This is a genomic window from Terriglobia bacterium (assembly GCA_020072845.1).
Taxonomy (GTDB): domain Bacteria; phylum Acidobacteriota; class Terriglobia; order Terriglobales; family Acidobacteriaceae; genus JAIQGF01.
In genome coordinates, this window is sequence record JAIQGF010000006.1 from 46352 (window position 1) to 65150 (window position 18799).

Sequence of the window (18799 nt, forward strand, 5' to 3'; positions counted from 1 at the left end):
GCTTTGGACGCGCAGGAACCGAACCTGAAATTACGCGCTCACCCCGCAGCACTTCTTATATTTCTTGCCTGAGCCGCAGGGGCAGGGATCGTTGCGGCCGACCTTGGCGCCGGAGCGCACCCGCTGCTGCACCGGCTGGTACTCTCCCGAACCTGCCATGCGCGCCTGTTCCAGCTCCTTGCGCTTGCGCCGCTGGAATGCTTCTTCGAGTTCGTCCACCGAGGTGGCTGCTGCGCGCCGGCGTCGTCCCGCACCGTCGCCGCCATCGCCGCCTGCTTCGATAGTCACGGCCGGTGCAGTAGGCTCGATCACCTGCATCAGGTACAGATACCGGACCGTCTCTTCCTCGAAGCGCGCCATCATCAATTCGAACATGTCGAAGGATTCGCGCTTGTACTCCACCAGGGGATCGTGCTGGCCGTAGCCGCGCAGCCCGATGCCTTCCTTCAGGTGGTCCATGTTGAGCAGGTGGTCTTTCCACTGCTGGTCAAGCACGCTCAACATGATCATGCGCTCGTGGTAGCGCATCTGCTCAGGCTTGATCAGCTCTTCCTTGGCTTCGTAACGCTGCTTGAGTTTTTCGAAGACGGCGTCGCCCAGCTCCTGGCGATTCAACGATTCCGGCTTCACACCTTCTTTGAGAATGTCCACGCCAAAGCGGGTGAAAATCTCGTTCTTCAGGCCCTTGATGTCCCAATCCTCGGGGTGGACGTCTTTCGCGGCGTACTTGTCGAGCAGCTCGCTGAGAATGCCGGCAACGTAGTCTTCGAGGATCAGGTCCTTCTGGTCCAATCCCTCCAGCAACTGCCGGCGGAGGCTGTACACCGCCTCGCGCTGCTTGTTCATGACGTCGTCGTATTCCAGCAGGTGTTTGCGGGCTTCGAAGTTCTGGGCTTCCACCGCCTTCTGCGCCGCTTCGATCCGCCGGGTAATCATGCGCGACTCGATGGGGACGCCTTCTTCCATGCCCAGCCGCTGCAGCAGCGTGGACACCCATTCCTTGGCGAAGATACGCATCAGGTCGTCTTGCAGCGAGAGGAAGAAGCGCGATTCGCCGGGGTCGCCCTGGCGTCCGGCGCGGCCGCGCAACTGGTGGTCGATGCGCCGCGCCTCGTGCCGCTCGGTGCCGAGAATGAATAAACCTCCGACATCGACGACCTGGTCGTGCTCCTTGTCGGTTTCCACCTTGTAGCGCGTGAAGGCTTCGTGCCACTGATCGAGGGGCGCTTCGAACTCCGTGCCCTGGTAGTAGAACTTGGTCGTCTCCTCGCTGCTGGGTGCGGCTTCCACCTCGCCGCCGACTTCGTGCAAGGGGCGCGCGATTCCCTTCTTGACCAATTCCTGCTTGGACATGAACTCGGGATTGCCGCCGAGCAGAATGTCGGTGCCGCGGCCGGCCATGTTGGTGGCAATGGTCACCATGCCGAAACGGCCCGCCTGCGCCACGATCTCGGCTTCGCGTTCGTGGTACTTGGCGTTCAGCACCACGTGCTTCACGGTGCGCTTCTTGAGAATCTCCGCTAGCCGCTCGGATTTTTCAATCGAGGTGGTGCCCACCAGCACCGGTTGGCCTTTCTCGTGCAATTCCTCGATGTGGTCGGCGACCGCCTTGTACTTCTCCGGCTCGGTGCGGTACACCACGTCGGCATTCTCCAGCCGGCGCAGCGGCTTGTTGGTGGGAATGACCAGCACTTCCAGCTTGTAGATTTTGTCGAACTCAGGCGCTTCCGTTTCCGCTGTACCGGTCATGCCGGCCAGTTTCTTGTACATGCGGAAATAGTTCTGGAAGGTGATGGTGGCCAGCGTCTGGTTTTCGCGTTCGACTTTGACGTTTTCCTTGGCCTCGACCGCCTGGTGCAGGCCATCGCTCCAGCGCCGGCCGGGCATCAGCCGCCCGGTGAATTCGTCAACGATAAGCACCTCGCCATCTTTGACGACGTATTCAACATCGCGCTTGTACAACGCGTGCGCCTTGACCGCGGTGTCGACGTGATGCTTGAGGTCCCAGTTTTCCGGGTCGGCGATGTTGGTGATCCCCAGCATCTTCTCGACTTTTTCCCAGCCTTCGTCGGTGACGGTGATGGTTTTGTGCTTCTCGTCCACCACGTAGTCGCCGGTGAGCTGCTTGGGCTCGCCGGGCGCGGTTTCGATCTCCTCGCCCTTTTCCAGCTTGGGAATGATCTTGTTGACCTTGTAATACTTGTCGGTGGATTCCTCGCTGGCGCCGCTGATGATGAGCGGGGTACGCGCTTCGTCAATCAGGATGGAATCCACTTCGTCGACGATGGCGTAGTTGTGCCCGCGCTGCACGCATTCGCGCACCTCGAACTTCATGTTGTCGCGCAGGTAATCGAAACCGAACTCGTTGTTCGTCCCGTAGGTGACATCGGCGGCGTAAGCTTGGCGGCGCTCGTCGTCGTCCAGGTCGTGTACGATCACGCCGACCGACAGCCCGAGGAAGTTGTAGATCTTCCCCATCCACTCCGAGTCGCGCTTGGCCAGGTAGTCATTGACGGTAACCACGTGCACGCCGCGCCCGGGCAGCGCATTCAGGTACACCGGCAGGGTGGCGACCAGGGTTTTTCCTTCGCCCGTCTTCATTTCCGAAATCGTGCCGGCGTGCAGCACCATGCCGCCGATCAACTGCACGTCGAAATGGCGCATGTTGAGGGTGCGGAGGCCCGCCTCGCGGACCACGGCAAACGCTTCCGGCAGGATGTCTTGCAGAAACTGATTTTCCGCCGTGCGCCGCTCGTCGTCTTCCTCGATGCCCTCGAGGCGTTCGGCCAGGCGCTTGCGGAATTCTTCGGTCTTGGCGCGCAGTTGGGCGTCGGTGAGGCCGTGCATCTGCGGTTCGAGCGCATTGATCTGCTCGACCGAGGGCATCAGGCGCTTAACTTCGCGCTCGTTTCTGGTGCCGAAAATCTTGGCTGCTAAGGTATTAAGCAATGTTGTCCGGATCCATGGGCGCCCACCACAAGCTAGGCCGGTGCGCGATTTCTATACAGGCTAACATAGTTAGATGCGGCAACTTCCACGAGGGCTCTCGGCTATTGGCAATCGGCCGTCGGCTTTCGGGACAAGCAGGTTCCTCGCTGCGCTCGGAATGACACTCTGCAGAGAGCTGCGGAATGAACCCCGAGAACTGATGGCCGCCTGCCGCGTTCTGCGCTAAGCTCAAGCTTCTTCTCCGATGCGCTCCATCCTCCGAATCCGGCCGCTGCGCCTCGTTTTTACCGCCAATGTCATTTCCATGATGGGCAGCGGGATGAATTCCGCCGCGGTGATGTGGTTCGTGCTGCAGGCGACGCACTCCGAGGTGGCGCTGGGAATGCTCGTGGTCCTGCAAACCATCCCCTCGATGCTGATGCTTCCTTTCAGCGGCGTCATCATCGACCGGGAAGACCGCCGGCACCTGGTCATGCTGCTGGACGCCGCGCGTGCCCTGATCATCCTCACGGTAGCGGTCCTGGCGCTCGCGGGCCGGGTGCAGGTCTGGCACCTGTACCTGATGAACACGCTGGTCCAGCTCGGTTTCTGGATGTTCTGGCCGACCATCAATGCGCTCATCCAGGAGCTGACGCCGCCGGAGCACTACATCCATTCGAACACCTTCCTGATGGCCGGAATCCAGGGCGGATTCTTGCTCTCCGGCGCGGTGGTCGGCTTCGTGTACAACCACATCCACCTTGGCGGCGTGCTGCTGATTGACGTTTGCACCTACGCCGTTTCCCTGGCGTGCTATCTCGCGGTGCGCAAGGGACGGCATGTGGTCCGCCCGGCTGATGCGGCGCCACCGGACGCCGAAGGACCGCTGGCGCGTTACCTGCACGAAATGCGCGCGGGCATTCGCTACTTGCGGCCTCGGCGCGACGTGCGGCTGCTGGGGTATAGCTGGTCGTTGTACCTGGGAGCGATGATGTCGTCCGTAGTCGTCATGGCGCCGCTGAGCGACCGCATCCTGCACGCCGGCGCCATCGGGTTCGGATGGATCTACGGCGGGTGGGGCATGGGGGCATTCCTGAGCGCGCTCTACGTGCCTGTATTGATCCGCGGCTTCGGACCGCGGCGCGCACTGCAGATCGCCATGGCCACGCTCATGATCGGCATGGCCGCCATTCCGTTTTCGCGCCTGCTTGCCATTACGGTTCTCATCTTCATGACCATGGGTTCGGCGCGTGGCGTCGGCGGCATTGCCATCTCCAGCAGCATGATGCATCTGGTTCCCAAACACTTCATGGGACGGGTGCAGAATACGTTTTATTTCGCGGGCACCGGGCTGCAGGTCGCTCTCGCCTTCTCCGCCGGAATGATTGCGCAGCGAGTGTCGCTGACCGCAGCATTCTTTTTGCTCGGGATCGTGTACGCGCTGGCGTTCATCAGCTCCGTCTGGCCGGCGCCGGCGGTCAGCAACGAAACCGAATCTGTCGCCGCTGCTGCCGCGGAATAGCCTGCCATCGACCGCCGATGTACTCACCTGTTATTCTCATCGGTTTCAGGCTACAGCGTCGTTAGTCGTTGGTCGTTAGTCGTTGGCAATTCCTGCTGACGATCAGCCGGCCATCGACCAACGACCATCGACGGTTCTATGAAAGCTCTACTTGAAGGACGCACCGCGGTTGTCTTCGGAGTCGCCAACAAGCGCAGCATCGCCTGGGCAATCGCGCAGCAGTTGCACGGGGCGGGTGCGCGCCTGGCCCTCACCTACCAGAACGAGCGGCTGGCGCTGGAGGCCAAGGACCTGGTCGACTCCCTGCCCGGCACCGAGGGCTTCCAGTGCGACGTCTCCAACGATGCCGAAGTGCAGCGCCTGTTCGAGCAACTGAAAGAACGCTACGGCAAGCTTGACGTGCTGGTGCACAGCATTGCTTTCGCGCCCGCCGCCGAGCTCAGCCGGCCGTTCGTCGAGACCTCGCGCGAGGGCTTCCGCATCGCGCACGACGTCAGCGTCTACTCACTGATCGCGCTCGCCCGCGGCGCCGCCCCGCTGATGACCGAGGGCGGCAGCATCATGACCCTTACCTATTACGGCGCGGAAAAAGTCGTCCCCAATTACAACGTCATGGGAGTGGCGAAAGCCGCGCTGGAAGCCACCGTCCGCTACCTCGCCGCCGATCTCGGAAAACAGAAGGTGCGGGTGAACGCCATCTCCGCCGGGCCGATCAAGACGCTGGCCGCGCGCGGCATTGCCGGCTTCGGCGACATGCTCAAGGGCCATGTCGAACGCGCCCCGCTCGGGCGCAATGTGGAAGCGGAAGAAGTGGGCAAGACGGCGCTCTATCTTGCCTCCGACCTCTCCACCGGCGTGACCGGCGAAGTGCTGTACGTGGACTGCGGCTACAACATCATGGGGTTTTGATCGGGTAATCGGGTAATTGCGTAATCGGGAAAAGTAATTTGTCCCGCTGCTTTTCCTTTGGCCGATTACCCGACTATCCTTCTCACAGCCCGCTGACCCTGATTCGCCTTTCGTTTTCGCCCAAGCGCTTGAAGCGAATTTCGACATGCCGCTCGCGTTCGAAGCGCGGAAATTTGTCGCCCCACTCGATCAGCAGGATGTTGGAATTGCCATACAGGTCATCAATCCCCAGCGTCTCCAGCTCGCGCTCGGTGTCAATGCGGTAGAGATCAATGTGAAAGACGTTGATGGCCGGGCCGCGGTATTCGTGGATCAAAGTAAACGTCGGGCTGGTGACGTCCTCCTGCGCCGCCGCCTGGAATCCTTCGGCAATTCCCTTCACCAGCGTGGTCTTGCCCGAGCCCAGGTCGCCGCGCAGCACGACGACCTGCGGCGGCTTCAACTCGCGCGCGAGCTGCCGCCCCAACTGGATTGTCTCTTCGGTCGAGTGGGTAGTGAATTCGCCGGTGGCCATCGTGGCTAGTGTAGCGAATAACCACGGAGGCACGGAGACACCGAGCAGAATTTGCAATTTGCAATTTGAAAAGCAAAAATCGTTTTCTCGTCACTGCAAATTACAAATTACAAATTGCAAATTACCAATTTCCAACGGCTCCGTGCCTGCGTGGAGCATTTCGCAGCGTTCAATATTCCAGGCTTCGGCGAATATTGCCGATGTCGTGGATGCTGACGAACGGATCTTTGGCAAACTTCCGCCTCGCTGTCGAATCTATCCAGCAATGGAAAAGCAAATCGGTAGCGGCCATGTATTGCTCGCCCAACGTCGCCGCCCGATCCCCTGCATACCCGTGGAGCCACACTGCCGCGCACACCGCCTGGACCAGATCGTTGGGAAATTGCGCGATCATGCCCGCAATCAGGCCGGTGAGCACGTCGCCGGTGCCGCCGGTGGCCATGCCGGGATTGCCGGTCATGTTGACCCACACGTGACCATCGGGTTCGGCGACCAGCGTGCGATGTCCCTTGAGCACGACAATACAGTGGTGATCGCGGGCGAAACTACGCGCGACGCCGATGCGGTCCTGCTGTACCTGTTTCGTCGAAATGCCCGCCAGGCGCGCCATTTCGCCGGGATGCGGGGTCACGACCAAGGGACGCGTGCTTCCCTCCAGCCGCTCGGTCAAGCCCGCAAATGCGTTTAACCCATCGGCATCGATCACCAGCGGCTGCGGGTACGTGCCAACAATAGCGCGGATGAACTGCACCGTGTCGGGGTGGCGCGAAATGCCCGGCCCAAGTGCGAGCACGGTTTTGCCGGCGACGATTGCATCCAACCGCCCATATTCGATGGCGGCGAGCGAGATGGTGCCCGCCTCGGTTTCCGCCAGCGGTTCGGTCATGAGTTCGGCGGCAAATCCGGCGACCATCGGCAGCACGCAGCGCGGTGTCGCCACCGTGGACAGTCCGGCGCCGGCGCGCAGTGCCGCCATTCCTGCCATGGCAGCCGCGCCGGATTTTCCCAGCGAACCGCCGATGGTGAGCACGTGCCCGAAGTTGCCTTTGTTCGCGTCAGGTGCGCGCGGCGCGAAGCAGGACTTGATGTCAGGCCACGCAATCACATCGAGGTTGAGTTGCGACTGAATTGCCTCCGGAGGTGAGCCGATCTGGCCTACCACAATTTCGCCGCGGGTAAGATCGGCGAAGACATGCGCCGGACGCGGCGCGGTGAAGGTGACGATCGCGTCGGCACGGCAGCGCAGGTGCGGCTCGGGAGCAAACGCATCGGCGCTGGCGCCGGAAGGAATGTCCACCGCAAACGCTGGGACGGGCAACGCATTGATCAGCTCAATGGCGGCTGCGAAGAGGCCCGTGACCGGAGGTTTGAAACCGGTACCGAGGATGGCGTCGAGGATCAGATCAGCTTCCTTCATCGCGCTCGAGGGCGAGCGCGCTCTAGCGTCCATTGCGGTCAAGGGCGAGCGCGCTCCACCGTCCTTCAATTCCTCTTCGCTTCGGATGACGAGCGGCGCGAGGGGCAATTTCGCCAGCATCGCCGCCGCATCGCCCTTGACCTCCGCCGGATCGCCCAGCAGCAGGACGTCGACCTTCTTCCCCGCTTCATGCAGCTTGCGCGCGGCCACGAAACCATCGCCGCCGTTGTTCCCTTTTCCGCAGACCACGCAGATTCGTTGCGCGCGCGGGTAGCGCCGCAGCACGTAGTCGGAGACGTGCGTGCCCGCGTTTTCCATCAGGGTGAGCGACGGCACGCCGTGGCGCTCGCCGGTCACGCGGTCGATCTGGCGCATCTCTTCAGCGGTGGTGATCTTCATGAGAGTTTGAGTTTCAGTTTCAGTTTCGGTCGCGTCTTTTGTTCCTTGCTGAAACCGAAACTGAAACTGAAACTATCTTTGCGCGGCCTCCTCCAGCTTACGCATGCCCGCGGCCTCGCCCATGGCAATCAGGGTATCGCCGGCCGCGATCTGGTCGTCGGGCTCGGGATTGAAGCGCATGGCGCCCTCGCGCTTGATGGCGAGCACGATGATGCCGGTATCGTGGCGCATCTTCGAGGTGCGGAACGTCTGTCCGACATAGCGCGATCCCGCAGCCACCTCGACTTCGGCGATTTCCAGGTCAACGCCCAGCCGCACCGTGGCGGAATCGATGAAATCGAGCACGTGCGGCCGCAGGAACGACTGCGCAATCCTGTGCCCGGCGAAGTGATACGGCGAGATCACGGAATCGGCGCCTGCGGTCTTGAGGTGCTTCTCCGCGTCTTCCTCGCTGGCGCGGGCAATGATCTTGAGCTTGGGGTTCAGCCCGCGTGCGGTGAGCACGATGTAGATGTTGGTGGCGTCGGTGGTGGTGGCGGCCACCAGGCCGCGGGCGCGCTCAATGTGCGCCTGGCGCAGCGTCGGCTCCTGGGTGGCGTCGCCCCGGATGGCCAGCCACTCCGGCGGCAGCGGTTCCATCTTGACGGCGGCATTTTCGATGATGACGAACGGCACCGGCTTGAGCGCCAATTCGCGCGCGGTGCTGCGCCCCACGCGTCCGGCGCCGCAGATAATGAAGTGACCGCTCAGGCGCTCGATCTCGCGTTCCATGCGCCGCCTTCCAAAGAATTGAGTGAGCTCGAATTCTAGCAAAGCCTGGGCTACGACCCCGATCGCCAGGAAAACCAGGCCGACGCCGGCGATGATGACGAACACGTTAAAGATGCGGCCCGGTTGCGACAGCGTGTGCACTTCGGTGTAGCCGATGGTGGTGACCGTGATCAGCACCATGTAGAAGCTGTCGAACCAGGACCAGCCCTCGACCAGGTGGAAGCCGGCGGTGCCCAGGGCGAAGAGCACGAGCAGCGCGATCGCAACAAGCTTGAGATTGCGAATAGCTTTCAAAAGCAGGCTCCGGGCTGCAGGCTCCAGGAAATTCGGGATGAGTGTAAAACAAAGTGCGGAATTGCCGAACTGCCGAATTGCGGAATTCCGGGTTTTCGGCAATTCGGCAATTTTCAATTCGGCAATTCGGCAATCAACAACAGCCCCTCGTTGGCACAAGGGGCCGGTTGCACCCAACGGGTGAAAGAAGTTAGTCGGCCATCGCCGTTCCCCTGGATTCGTTCCGAGCCATCTGCACCTTGCTGTGGTAGCGGCCGTAAAAGAAATACACCGCCATGCCGATGACCAGCCAGATCACCAGCCGCAGCCAGGTGTCCCCGGGCAGGCTGACCATCATCAGGCCGGAAACGAGAATTCCCATGATCGGCGTGAACGGTACCCACGGCGTCTTGAATGGCCGATGGATCTCGGGCCGTTTGCGGCGCATCACCCACACACCGGCGCAAACGATCACAAACGCCAGCAGGGTGCCGATGGAAACCAGCTCTCCGAGAATCCCGATGGGAATCAGCGAGGCAAAAATGGCGACGAAGATTCCCACCGTGATGGACGAGATGTAGGGCGTGCGGAAGCGCGGGTGCACGCGGCCCGCCCACTGTGGCAGCAGCCCGTCGCGCGACATGGAGAAGAACACGCGCGACTGGCCGAGCAACATCACCAGCATCACCGAGCCGAGGCCCGCGATGGCGCCCAGCTTCACCAGCAGCGATCCCCAGCGCACGCCGGTGGCATCGATGCCCACCGCCACCGGATCCGGAACGTTGAGCGCCTTGTAGGAAACCACGCCCGTCAGCAGCCCGGAAACCAGGATGTAGAGGATGGTGCAGATCACCAGCGAGCCGAGAATGCCGATGGGCATATCGCGCTTCGGTTGCTTGGCCTCCTGTGCGGCGGTGGAGACGGCGTCAAAGCCAATGTAGGCGAAGAAGATCACGGCGGCGCCGCGCGCCACCCCCGACCAGCCGTAGTGCCCGAATTGCCCTGTGTTGGGAGGAATGAACGGATGCCAGTTCGTGGTAGCCAGCGACGGGTTCTTCGTCACGAACGCAGCCGCGATGCCGATGAACACCAGCACGATCGAAACCTTGATGATCACGACCGCGGAGTTGAAATTCGCCGATTCCTGGATGCCAATCACCAGGATCACCGTTACCAGGCAGATGGCGACGAACGCCACCAGGTTGAATGTCCCGGTGATATGCGGCAAGGAACCGGGCGCGACGCCCACTTTATCCAGCGTGCCCTGGATGGTCGCCAGCCGCTCCCAGCGGCCGTGGTACAGCACCAATTCCGTGCCCGGCGTGGCCGTCAGCGACGGCGGGATGTGGATGCCCCAATCCTGCAGCAGGCTGTTGACGTAGCCGCTCCAGCCGGAAGCCACCGTGGCCGCGCCGAAAGCGTATTCCAGGATCAGGTCCCAGCCGATGATCCAGGCAAAAATTTCGCCCAGCGTGGCGTAACCGTAGGTGTACGCGGAACCGGCGATCGGAATTAAGGAGGCGAATTCCGAATAGCACAGTCCGGCGAAGGCGCACGCGATTCCCGCCAGGATGAACGACAGGACGATCGCCGGGCCGGCATACTGCGCGGCGGCGGCGCCGGTGAGGACGAAAATTCCCGCGCCGATGATGGCGCCGATGCCGAGGGTGATCAGGTTCACCGGGCCGAGCGCGCGTTTCAGGGCGTGCTCACCCGTTTCCGCTGCCTCGGACAGGATGGTGTCGAGAGGTTTGGTTGCCAGCAGGTCAGACATGCGGTTCTACGATCTCCTTCTAAGGAAACGTCGTCGCTTATTCCGTGACGGGCGCGCCGCCGGCGGAGCGCCGCCAGAGGTAAAACACCGGAATCCCCACCAGAACGATGATCAAGCCCGGCCAGGTGTACTGGGGCTTGTAACGCAGCAGCACTATATCAATAAAGAGCGCCAGCAAGATGTAAATGGCCGGCAAGACCGGGTAGCCGATGGCGCGATACGGCCGGGGCGCGTTGGGCTGCTTCACCCGCAGGACAAAGAGTCCGAGAATGGTCAGGATGTAAAACACCAGCACGGCAAAGATGATGTAATCCAGCAACTGCCCGTAGGTTCCCGAAAGGCAGAGGATGGAGCACCAGACCATCTGCACCATCAGCGAGACCGCCGGCGTCTTGTACTTGGGATGCAGGCGGGCGACGCTGCGGAAAAACAAGCCATCCTTGGCCATGGCGTAATACACGCGCGCGCCGGCCAGGATGAGCCCGTTGTTGCAGCCGAACGTGGAAACCAGGATCGCCGCCGCCATCAGCAGGGCGCCAAACTGGGCGTACACGCCCTGCATCATGGCCGTCCCGACGCGGTCTTCAGCGGCATACTGGATGCCGCGCGCAATCACCGTGGCGCCCTGCGGCTCGCCCTGCAACGGCAGCACCGACAGGTAGGCAAAGTTCGCCGCAATGTAGAGCAGGATCACGAAGCCGGTGCCCATCGCCAGGGACAAGGGCAGGTTGCGGCTGGGATTCTTGACCTCGGCGGCGGTGAAGGTGACGTTGTTCCACGCGTCGGCCGCGAACAGCGATCCGACCTGCGCCACGGCGAGTATGGTCAGCAAGCTGACCATCGCGATCGGGCCGCCGACGCCGACTTCCACCGGGAAACGCGCGCCCCAGCTCATGTGACGCCAGAACGCAGCGCCGAAATTGGCGGTTTCGGCGACGGCGTTGCGCCCGACCACTATTCCGGCGATGACGAGTCCGATCAGCGCCGCGGCCTTGGCGAAGGTGAATACGTTCTGCACCATGGCGCCGGTACGCACGCCGTACACGTTCACGATGGAGAGCAGCACGATGATGATGATGCCAGCCAGATTGGCGGTGTTCAGGCCGACGTCCATGTTGCCCAGCACCATGGGGCCGATGTGAATCGGCGGCGCTTTCCAGAAGTGGAGGACCCAATGGGTGGAAGAGACCGAGGGAAAAAATACGCCGAGAAATTTTCCAAACGCCACGCCTACCGCGGCGATCGTGCCGCACTGGATGACCAGGAAAAACGTCCACCCGTACAGGAAGCCCCACAGCGGTCCCAGGGAGTCGCGCAAAAACACATACTGGCCGCCGGCCTTGGGCATCATCGCCGCCAGTTCGCCGTAGCAGAGAGCGCCGACAATGGTCATGAATCCGGTTACGGCCCAGGCGGCGATCAGCAGCGCGGGCGAATTCACCAGGCGGGCGATGTCGGCGGAAACGATAAAAATTCCCGAGCCGATCATCGAGCCCATCACCAGGGTGGTGGCGCTGGTCAGGCCGAGTCCCTTGACGAGTTCCTGGTCCTGGGCGGGAGCGGAGGGGCGGCTCGCGGGATGAGTGCTCACGAAGCTCCTTGGGCGCAAACTGCGCAAGAATTTACACCTGATCCGCGGCGTTCTGCAAATTGCGAGAAGCCGCCAAAATGCCTATTGACGCTGGTTCTAGGGCGCTTCTGCCCAACCTGGTTTACGCACGGGCTCTTCCGGATCGTAATCGTGAAAGATTGCGGAATAATACATCGAAGCGCCGGGTATCAACGATCGAGTTTCGGTTGCAGGTTGGGGTGTACTTCTTTAGGCACCTGCGAGACAGCGATCAAATTCCTCGACCGCGCGCCGCGGATCGTCTAGCAGGTCGGAGATGACGGCGACCGCGTCAGCGCCGGCTTCGATCACCGAGCGTGCATTGGAGCGCGTGATGCCCCCGATCGCGACCAGCGGCTTGCGGGTGAGGGCGCGGGCGGCGCGCACGCCCTCGAGTCCGACCACGGGATCGGGCTTCGCCTTGCTGCCGGTGGCGAACACCGGACCGATGGCGAGATAGTCGGCGTCGCTCTGATCGGCGCGCCGGAGCTGTTCAGGATTATGCGTGGAAACGCCCATCCAGAGCGGCTTTCCGACGATGCGCCGTACGGCTTCCGGCGGGAGATCGTCCTGGCCCAGGTGGACGCCGTCGAAGCCGGCGGCGAGGCAGAGGTCGGCGCGGTCGTTCATGATCAGCCGCGCGCGGTCGCCGGCAATCCGACGCAATTCGCGGGCATGGGAAAGCATCTGGCGCGCGCTGCCGACTTTATTCCGGTATTGCAGAAGGGTCGCGCCCGCGGAGAGTAACTCCTCCGCGAATTGAAACAAAGCGCGGTCGTCCGGAAAACAAGACGCATCCACGATCGCGTACAGGCGGGGGAGGTCGATGGCTCCCTCGACTACGCTCGCGACAGGTTCTGGTCGATGTTCGATGGCCATTTCGCAGTCCGTGCTGCTAGACAGCGGCCTTGGCCGCGTTCAGCAAGCGCTCCATGAACTTGGTATCGGTGCGGCCGGCGCGGAAGTCGGGATGGGCGAGGATGCGGCGCTGCAAGGGAATCGAGGTGTGGATGCCCTCGATGATGAACATTTCCAGCGCCCGCGACATCCGCGAGATGGCCTCGTCGCGGTCCTTGCCGCGCACGATCAACTTGGCGATCAGCGAATCATAGTAGGGCGGCACCACCGCTTCGGTGTAAGCGGCGGTGTCAACCCGCACGCCGGTCCCGCCCGGCGGATGAAAGGTCGTGATCGTTCCCGCCGACGGTGTGAACTTCTCCGGATGCTCGGCATTGATGCGGCACTCAATGGCGTGGCCGCGGGTGACCACCGGCCCTTGCAAGACTTTCTCCAGCGGCTCTCCCATCGCCAGCCGGATCTGGCTCTTGACCAAATCCACATCGGTGACCATCTCCGTCACCGGATGTTCCACCTGGATGCGGGTGTTCATTTCGATGAAATACAGGCTGCCGTCCTCGTCCATGAGGAACTCAACGGTGCCGGCATTCACGTAGCCGATGACGGCCAGGGTTTCGGCCACCATCTTCCCCATGCGGGCACGGAGTTCGGGGGTGAGCGCAACCGAGGGCGATTCCTCCAGCAGCTTCTGGTGGCGGCGCTGGATGGAGCACTCGCGCTCGCCGAGCGTGACCACCTTGCCGTACTGATCGCCCAGCACCTGGAACTCGATGTGGCGCGGCTGTTCGATGAACCTTTCCATGTAGAGGTCGCCGTTGCCGAAGGCCGCCGCCGCTTCCGATTGCGCCGCCTGAAACAGGTTGGGAAGTTCCTGCTCGCTGCGGATGACCCTCATGCCGCGTCCGCCGCCGCCGGCCGACGCTTTCACGATCACCGGGAACCCCACCTGGCGCGCCCACTCGGCCGCTTCCCCCGCCGACTGCACCACGCCTTCGGAGCCGGGGAGGATGGGCACGCCGGCTTGCTTCATGGCCTGCCGCGCCTTTTCCTTTTCCCCCATCAGGCGCGTGACATCCGGCGGCGGCCCGATGAACTTGATGCCGCAGGTCTCGCACACTTCGGCGAAGTTGGCGTTCTCGCTGAGCAGGCCGTAGCCGGGGTGGATGGCGTCCACGTTGGCAATCTCGGCGGCGCTGATGACGGAGGGGATGTTGAGGTAGCTTTCGCTCAGGCGCGGCGGGCCGATGCAGATGGCTTCATCGGCGAAACGCACGTGCAGCGAGTTGCGATCCACGTCGCTGTAAATGGCGACGGTGCGGATGCCCAGTTCCTTGCAGGCGCAGATGACGCGGAGTGCGATCTCCCCGCGGTTGGCGATCAGAACTTTATTGAACACGGTTTCACTTGGTCTATCGGTCGGTCGGTCGACCGGTCGGTCGGCGGAAGGAGGTGATGACAGACCGATGGACCGATGGACCGACAGACGGTCATTTCGTCCGGATAGCAAACAGCGGCTGGCCGTACTCCACCGGCTGCGCGTTGGTGACGTAGGTCTTCACCAGCTCGCCGGCGTAGTCGGATTCGATCTCGTTCATCAGCTTCATGGCTTCGATAATGCACAGGACCTGGCCGACGCCGACGTTGTCGCCCACCTTGACGAAGGGCGGCGCGCCCGGCGACGGCGCCTCGTAGAATGTGCCCACGATGGGCGAGCGGATGACGTGCAGCCCGGCTTCTTCCTCGCTTTCCACGGTCCCTGCCGGAGGAGCAGCCGTGGGCGAAGCCGGAGCGGGGTGCGCGACCGCGACGGCAGGCGGCGTGAACGCCGGGGCGGGAGGCGCCTGCGGAACCGCGAAATAGCGCGGCTCGGCCGCCGCCGGGGAATCGGCGCCGGCGCGTTTGATGCGCACCTTGACGTCGCCACGCTCGAGTTCAAACTCAGCGATGTCCTTCTCGATGAGGAATTCGATGAGTTCCTTGAGTTCCTTTTGATTCATGGGGTGTCGAGTTATCGGGGTCCCGGCTTCACAGCTCGATCAAGTCTTTCGGGGCCGGCGTGAGAACCTCGCAAGCACCGCCGGTGACCAGGAGCATGTCCTCGATGCGAACGCCGCCTCGGCCGGGAAGGTAAACACCGGGCTCGACGGTGACCACCATGCCGGGGCGAAGCAGTTCCGCCTGGCCTCGGCCAAGCCGCGGCGGTTCATGGATCTCCAAGCCCACGCCGTGGCCGGTGGAATGCGTGAAATACCGCGCCACCCCGGCGCGACGCAGCGCGTTACGGGCGGCGCGGTCCACCTGGCCGCAGGCGGCTCCGGCGCGCACCGCATCCACCGCCGCTTGCTGCGCCTCACGCACTGCGTTGTACATGCTGCGGTCGCCGGCGGAAATCTTGCCGACGTGCACAGTGCGGGTCATGTCCGAACAATAACCGTGGAGTATAACACCGAAGTCGAGGATGACGAACCCGCGTCGCGGGATGAGAGCGGCCGAGGCGACGCCGTGCGGCATGGCCGAGCGCGGCCCGGCGGCCACGATGGTTTCGAACGACATGGCTTCTGCTCCAGCGCGCCGCGCGGCATACTCCAATTCCGCCGCCACCTCCGCTTCCGTGACGCCAGTTCGAATCACCGGCAGCGCGGCGTCCAGCAGCCTGGCGCCGAGGTTGACCGCCTCCCGAATCAGCGCGATCTCGCCGGCGTCCTTGATCATCCGCAGCTCTTCCACCACCGGCCCGACGTCGCGCAGCCGAGCTTGGCCGCCGAGGGCGCGGTGGAGCGCAGCGCGGGACGCGACGGTCATGTGCGCGGCTTCAATGCCCATGCTCCGCAGCCTGCTCTTCCGGGCAAACTGCGCCGCCGCCAGCAGCGGCGATCCATGGCAAATGACCACGCGCGCGCCGGCAACTTGCTCGCGCGCCTGCGCGGTGTAGCGCCCGTCGGTGAAAAATGCCGCCCGCCCCAGGCCCAGCGACAGCACTCCCGCGCTGCCGGTAAACCCGCACAGGTAGCGGATGTTGGGGAGATGCGTCACCAGCAGCGCATCGAGGTGGAGCTTCTCGACTTGGGCTTGCATGGCGGATTGCCGGCGCGCGTAATCCATCGCGAGAAGAGTAACAGAGTGGTTGTCGGTTGTCGGTTATCGGTTGTCGGTTATCGGTTGTCGGTTATCGGTTGTCGGTTATCGGTTGAAGGCGGTTGCTCGCTGGCAAGCCGCACCGAGAACCGAAAACCGACAGCCGTCCACCACAAAAGCAAAGCCCCCGAACCTGCCGGGGGCTTTTGGTTAGGTGATTGGTTGCCGACTATGTCTGCACGATCTTGGGAGTGATGAAGAAGATCAACTCCTGCGTCGTCGTGGAAACGCTGCGGCGCTTGAACAGGTTGCCCAGGATCGGAATGTCGCCCAGCAGCGGAACCTGGAACACCGAGACCGAGTTGGTGGTCTGGATGACGCCGCCAATGACCACGGTGCCGCCGTCGGTGACCAGCACCTGGGTGGTGGCCTGCTGCGTCAGCAGGGTCGGGTTGCCGGAGACCTGGCGGCTGAAGTCAGGCGCGGTATTCTCCACGTCCACGTTCAGGAAGATGGTGTTCTCCACCGTAATCTGCGGCGTCACCTGCAAACGCAGTTCGGCGTCGATGTAGGTGGTGGTGGGAGGGCCGCCCAATTGCGCGGCGGTCACCACCGGGAGCTTGACACCCTGCTTGACCGTCGCCCCAATGTTGTTCTGGGTCACCACGCGCGGCCGCGACAGGATCTTCAGCAGGCCGCGGCTTTCGGCCATGGTGAGGATCGCGTCCACGCGGTAGTTCTGGGTCGCATTGGAGAAGCTGATCCCCGAGGTCGCTCCGACTGCTCCCAGGTTTGAGAACAGCGGAATGGCGTTGGCAGTGGTGAAATACGTCGGATTGGCAATGCCGACCAACAGCGGGCTGGTCCCGACCACACCCGCACCGCCGACAGCAGTTGGGGTGTTGCCCCAGCCAAACCCGAGCTGCACGCCGATGTCGCGCGCGAAGTTGCGCGTGGCGGAAACCACCCGCGCTTCGATTTCGACTTCCTGGGTCTTGCGGTCCAGTTGTCCGAGCAGGCGTTGGATTTCAGGAAGCGTGCTCGGAATGTCGGTGATGATCAGGGCATTGGTGCGCGGATCGGCAATCACATCGCCGCGCTGCGACAGGAACTTCTTTACGATCGGCATGACGTTGACAGCTTGAGCATAGCTGAGGAAGTGTGTGACCTGGACCTTGTCCACGGCCAGGGCCAGCGCTTCGGCCTGGGCGCGTCGCGCTTCGGCTTCGTGGGTAAAGGTTTCGCGGGTTGCGATGCGCAGCACGTTGCCTTCGAGCCGGCGGTCGAGTCCGTTGTTCTGCAGAACGATGTCGAGCGCCTGGTCCCACGGTACGTCATCCAGCACCAGCGTCAGGCTGCCCTTGACGTTGGGATCCAGCACGATATTGAGGCCGCTGATCTCGTGCACCAGGCGGAAGAAATCTTTCAGGTCAACATCCTTCAGATTGACCGAGATGGGCTCGCCGGTATAGCGCTGCCCGGCGGGGGCGGGCGTTTGCGCGGCGCGCTGCATCTGCTGCTGCTGTTGCGCCGCCAGGTTGGCGGCGGGTGCACCCAGCGAAGCGCTGGGAACGGGCAACAGGCTGGGATCGGAGCGCGCCGGCGCGCTCTTCGCCATCACCTGCGCGGCGCTCACGGCGACGGCTTTCGGGTCCGGCGCAGGCTCGGCCGGCCGGGTTACGAATTTCGGCTCCACCGCCACGATGTCGGCAGCGACCTGCGGCTTCGGCGGTTCCGGCGTCTTCACGGCAGCCGGTACCACGGCCGCCGCCACCGGCTTCGGCATCTCCACCGCGGGCGGTGCGCTGGGCGCTGCGGCCGCGCGCTCGGCACGCAGCTTGAGAACCAGTTTGTTGCCGGCAGTGACGATCTCGCCATCACGCGCGGCTGCCAGGTCGACGACCACGCGCGTGACCGGCGGGTCCAGTTGGAAGCGTCCCATGCGCACCGACTTGATATCGCCGCCGTTGGACATGATCGGGCGCGGATGGCCTGCGGGAATCGCGTTCGGCAGGTCCACCACGAGGCGGTCGGGGCCGGTGAGTTTCATCAGCTTCGGGGTGATCGGACCGCTGGCGGAAATTTCCACCTGCATGCCGCCTCGTCCGCGCACAACGGCCACGTTGCGCACCAGCACCGGATGCCCGGCAGGGTGCGCCGTCGGCGCGGCCTTGGCCGGCTCCGGCGTCTTCAACGCGGCGGGAACAAGCCGGGGCTGCGATGCCGCGGCGCCGGCGCCGGCCGCCACTTGCACCCGGAGCCCGCCCGCGATCTCCGAGACGTTCACCACCGAACCCGACTGCAGCGTAATCTCGACGCGCGTGACCTCGGCGCCGCCATTGCTGGAGTATCCCAGCACGCGGTAGGAAACGACGCCCGGCAGGTTCACGGGTTTGCTCGTCTGCTTCAGAGCCCCGGGCGCCACACCCGAGAGGTCGACCAGCAGCATGTTGTCCACCGGACGATACTCGGTGTGGGTGAACGCACCGCTCGCGTGGAGGACAATGGTGGACGTCTGCGCCTGGCCCGTCACATGGACGCTGGTCAGTTGCGGACCGGCGGCGGCCGCCATCATGCTCAGAATGAGCACCAGGAAGAGAACACTCAGCAGTTGCTTCAGCCTCATCACGATTCTCCCCACGCGCAGGACATGCCTGATGCGTGTGCGGCGCTCGCGCCGCTTCAAGGTTAGCCCCCGCCCTTCGCCACCGCCGCAACTGGCTGCGGCGTGAACCATGGCGGTTCCTGCT

At 63.2% G+C, this 18799-nt stretch carries 13 protein-coding genes; 2 read left to right on the plus strand and 11 right to left on the minus strand.

Annotated features, from left to right (window positions below; all coding sequences use genetic code 11):
- Positions 1-30: 30 nt before the first annotated feature.
- Positions 31-2949: a preprotein translocase subunit SecA gene (gene secA / locus LAN70_05805; GenBank protein MBZ5510670.1), complete on the minus strand. Its 2919-nt coding sequence runs from the start codon at positions 2947-2949 to the stop codon at positions 31-33.
- Between the two features lie 244 nt (positions 2950-3193).
- Here secA and LAN70_05810 point away from each other — a divergent pair, with 244 nt between their 5' ends.
- Positions 3194-4450, plus strand: a complete 1257-nt coding sequence (locus LAN70_05810; GenBank protein ID MBZ5510671.1) for an MFS transporter — start codon at positions 3194-3196, stop codon at positions 4448-4450.
- 138 nt (positions 4451-4588) lie between these two features.
- Positions 4589-5359, plus strand: coding sequence for an enoyl-ACP reductase (locus tag LAN70_05815; protein ID MBZ5510672.1), 771 nt, complete (start codon positions 4589-4591; stop codon positions 5357-5359).
- 82 nt (positions 5360-5441) lie between these two features.
- Here LAN70_05815 and tsaE read toward each other — a convergent pair whose 3' ends face one another.
- The 10 genes from tsaE to pilQ form a co-directional block, all read right to left on the minus strand.
- Positions 5442-5873 (minus strand): tRNA (adenosine(37)-N6)-threonylcarbamoyltransferase complex ATPase subunit type 1 TsaE, encoded by a 432-nt coding sequence (gene tsaE, locus LAN70_05820; protein MBZ5510673.1) that lies wholly within the window; start codon positions 5871-5873, stop codon positions 5442-5444.
- Between the two features lie 169 nt (positions 5874-6042).
- Complete coding sequence (locus LAN70_05825; protein MBZ5510674.1) at positions 6043-7689, minus strand: NAD(P)H-hydrate dehydratase; 1647 nt, start codon at positions 7687-7689, stop codon at positions 6043-6045.
- Positions 7690-7761: 72 nt separating this feature from the next.
- Positions 7762-8754, minus strand: coding sequence for a potassium channel protein (locus LAN70_05830; protein MBZ5510675.1), 993 nt, complete (start codon positions 8752-8754; stop codon positions 7762-7764).
- A 190-nt stretch (positions 8755-8944) separates the two neighbouring features.
- Positions 8945-10507: an amino acid permease gene (locus LAN70_05835; GenBank protein MBZ5510676.1), complete on the minus strand. Its 1563-nt coding sequence runs from the start codon at positions 10505-10507 to the stop codon at positions 8945-8947.
- Positions 10508-10544: 37 nt separating this feature from the next.
- Positions 10545-12005: an amino acid permease gene (locus tag LAN70_05840; protein MBZ5510677.1), complete on the minus strand. Its 1461-nt coding sequence runs from the start codon at positions 12003-12005 to the stop codon at positions 10545-10547.
- A gap of 321 nt (positions 12006-12326) precedes the next feature.
- Positions 12327-12995: a thiamine phosphate synthase gene (thiE, locus tag LAN70_05845; GenBank protein ID MBZ5510678.1), complete on the minus strand. Its 669-nt coding sequence runs from the start codon at positions 12993-12995 to the stop codon at positions 12327-12329.
- A gap of 16 nt (positions 12996-13011) precedes the next feature.
- Positions 13012-14370 carry an acetyl-CoA carboxylase biotin carboxylase subunit gene (gene accC / locus LAN70_05850; GenBank protein ID MBZ5510679.1) on the minus strand — a complete coding sequence of 453 codons (1359 nt, stop codon included), beginning with the start codon at positions 14368-14370 and terminating at the stop codon, positions 13012-13014.
- A 91-nt stretch (positions 14371-14461) separates the two neighbouring features.
- Entirely contained in the window at positions 14462-14971 is a 510-nt protein-coding gene (gene accB, locus LAN70_05855) for an acetyl-CoA carboxylase biotin carboxyl carrier protein (GenBank protein ID MBZ5510680.1), read from the minus strand.
- A gap of 28 nt (positions 14972-14999) precedes the next feature.
- The gene (locus LAN70_05860; protein MBZ5510681.1) at positions 15000-16076 is read right to left on the minus strand and encodes a Xaa-Pro peptidase family protein; all 1077 of its coding nucleotides are present in this window, start codon (positions 16074-16076) and stop codon (positions 15000-15002) included.
- Positions 16077-16278: 202 nt separating this feature from the next.
- Positions 16279-18675, minus strand: coding sequence for a type IV pilus secretin PilQ (gene pilQ, locus LAN70_05865; GenBank protein ID MBZ5510682.1), 2397 nt, complete (start codon positions 18673-18675; stop codon positions 16279-16281).
- Between the last annotated feature and the right edge of the window lie 124 nt (positions 18676-18799).

Excerpts from the sequence above, each read along its gene's own strand:
- LAN70_05810 (MBZ5510671.1), top strand. The coding sequence starts at position 3,194 with ATGCGCTCCATCCTCCGAATCCGGCCGCTGCGCCTCGTTTTTACCGCC.
- LAN70_05840 (MBZ5510677.1), bottom strand. The coding sequence starts at position 12,005 with ATGGGCTCGATGATCGGCTCGGGAATTTTTATCGTTTCCGCCGACATC.
- LAN70_05835 (MBZ5510676.1), bottom strand. The coding sequence starts at position 10,507 with ATGTCTGACCTGCTGGCAACCAAACCTCTCGACACCATCCTGTCCGAG.
- accB (MBZ5510680.1), bottom strand. The coding sequence starts at position 14,971 with ATGAATCAAAAGGAACTCAAGGAACTCATCGAATTCCTCATCGAGAAG.
- tsaE (MBZ5510673.1), bottom strand. The coding sequence starts at position 5,873 with ATGGCCACCGGCGAATTCACTACCCACTCGACCGAAGAGACAATCCAG.
- LAN70_05860 (MBZ5510681.1), bottom strand. The coding sequence starts at position 16,076 with ATGGATTACGCGCGCCGGCAATCCGCCATGCAAGCCCAAGTCGAGAAG.
- LAN70_05815 (MBZ5510672.1), top strand. The coding sequence starts at position 4,589 with ATGAAAGCTCTACTTGAAGGACGCACCGCGGTTGTCTTCGGAGTCGCC.
- pilQ (MBZ5510682.1), bottom strand. The coding sequence starts at position 18,675 with ATGAGGCTGAAGCAACTGCTGAGTGTTCTCTTCCTGGTGCTCATTCTG.
- LAN70_05825 (MBZ5510674.1), bottom strand. The coding sequence starts at position 7,689 with ATGAAGATCACCACCGCTGAAGAGATGCGCCAGATCGACCGCGTGACC.
- thiE (MBZ5510678.1), bottom strand. The coding sequence starts at position 12,995 with ATGGCCATCGAACATCGACCAGAACCTGTCGCGAGCGTAGTCGAGGGA.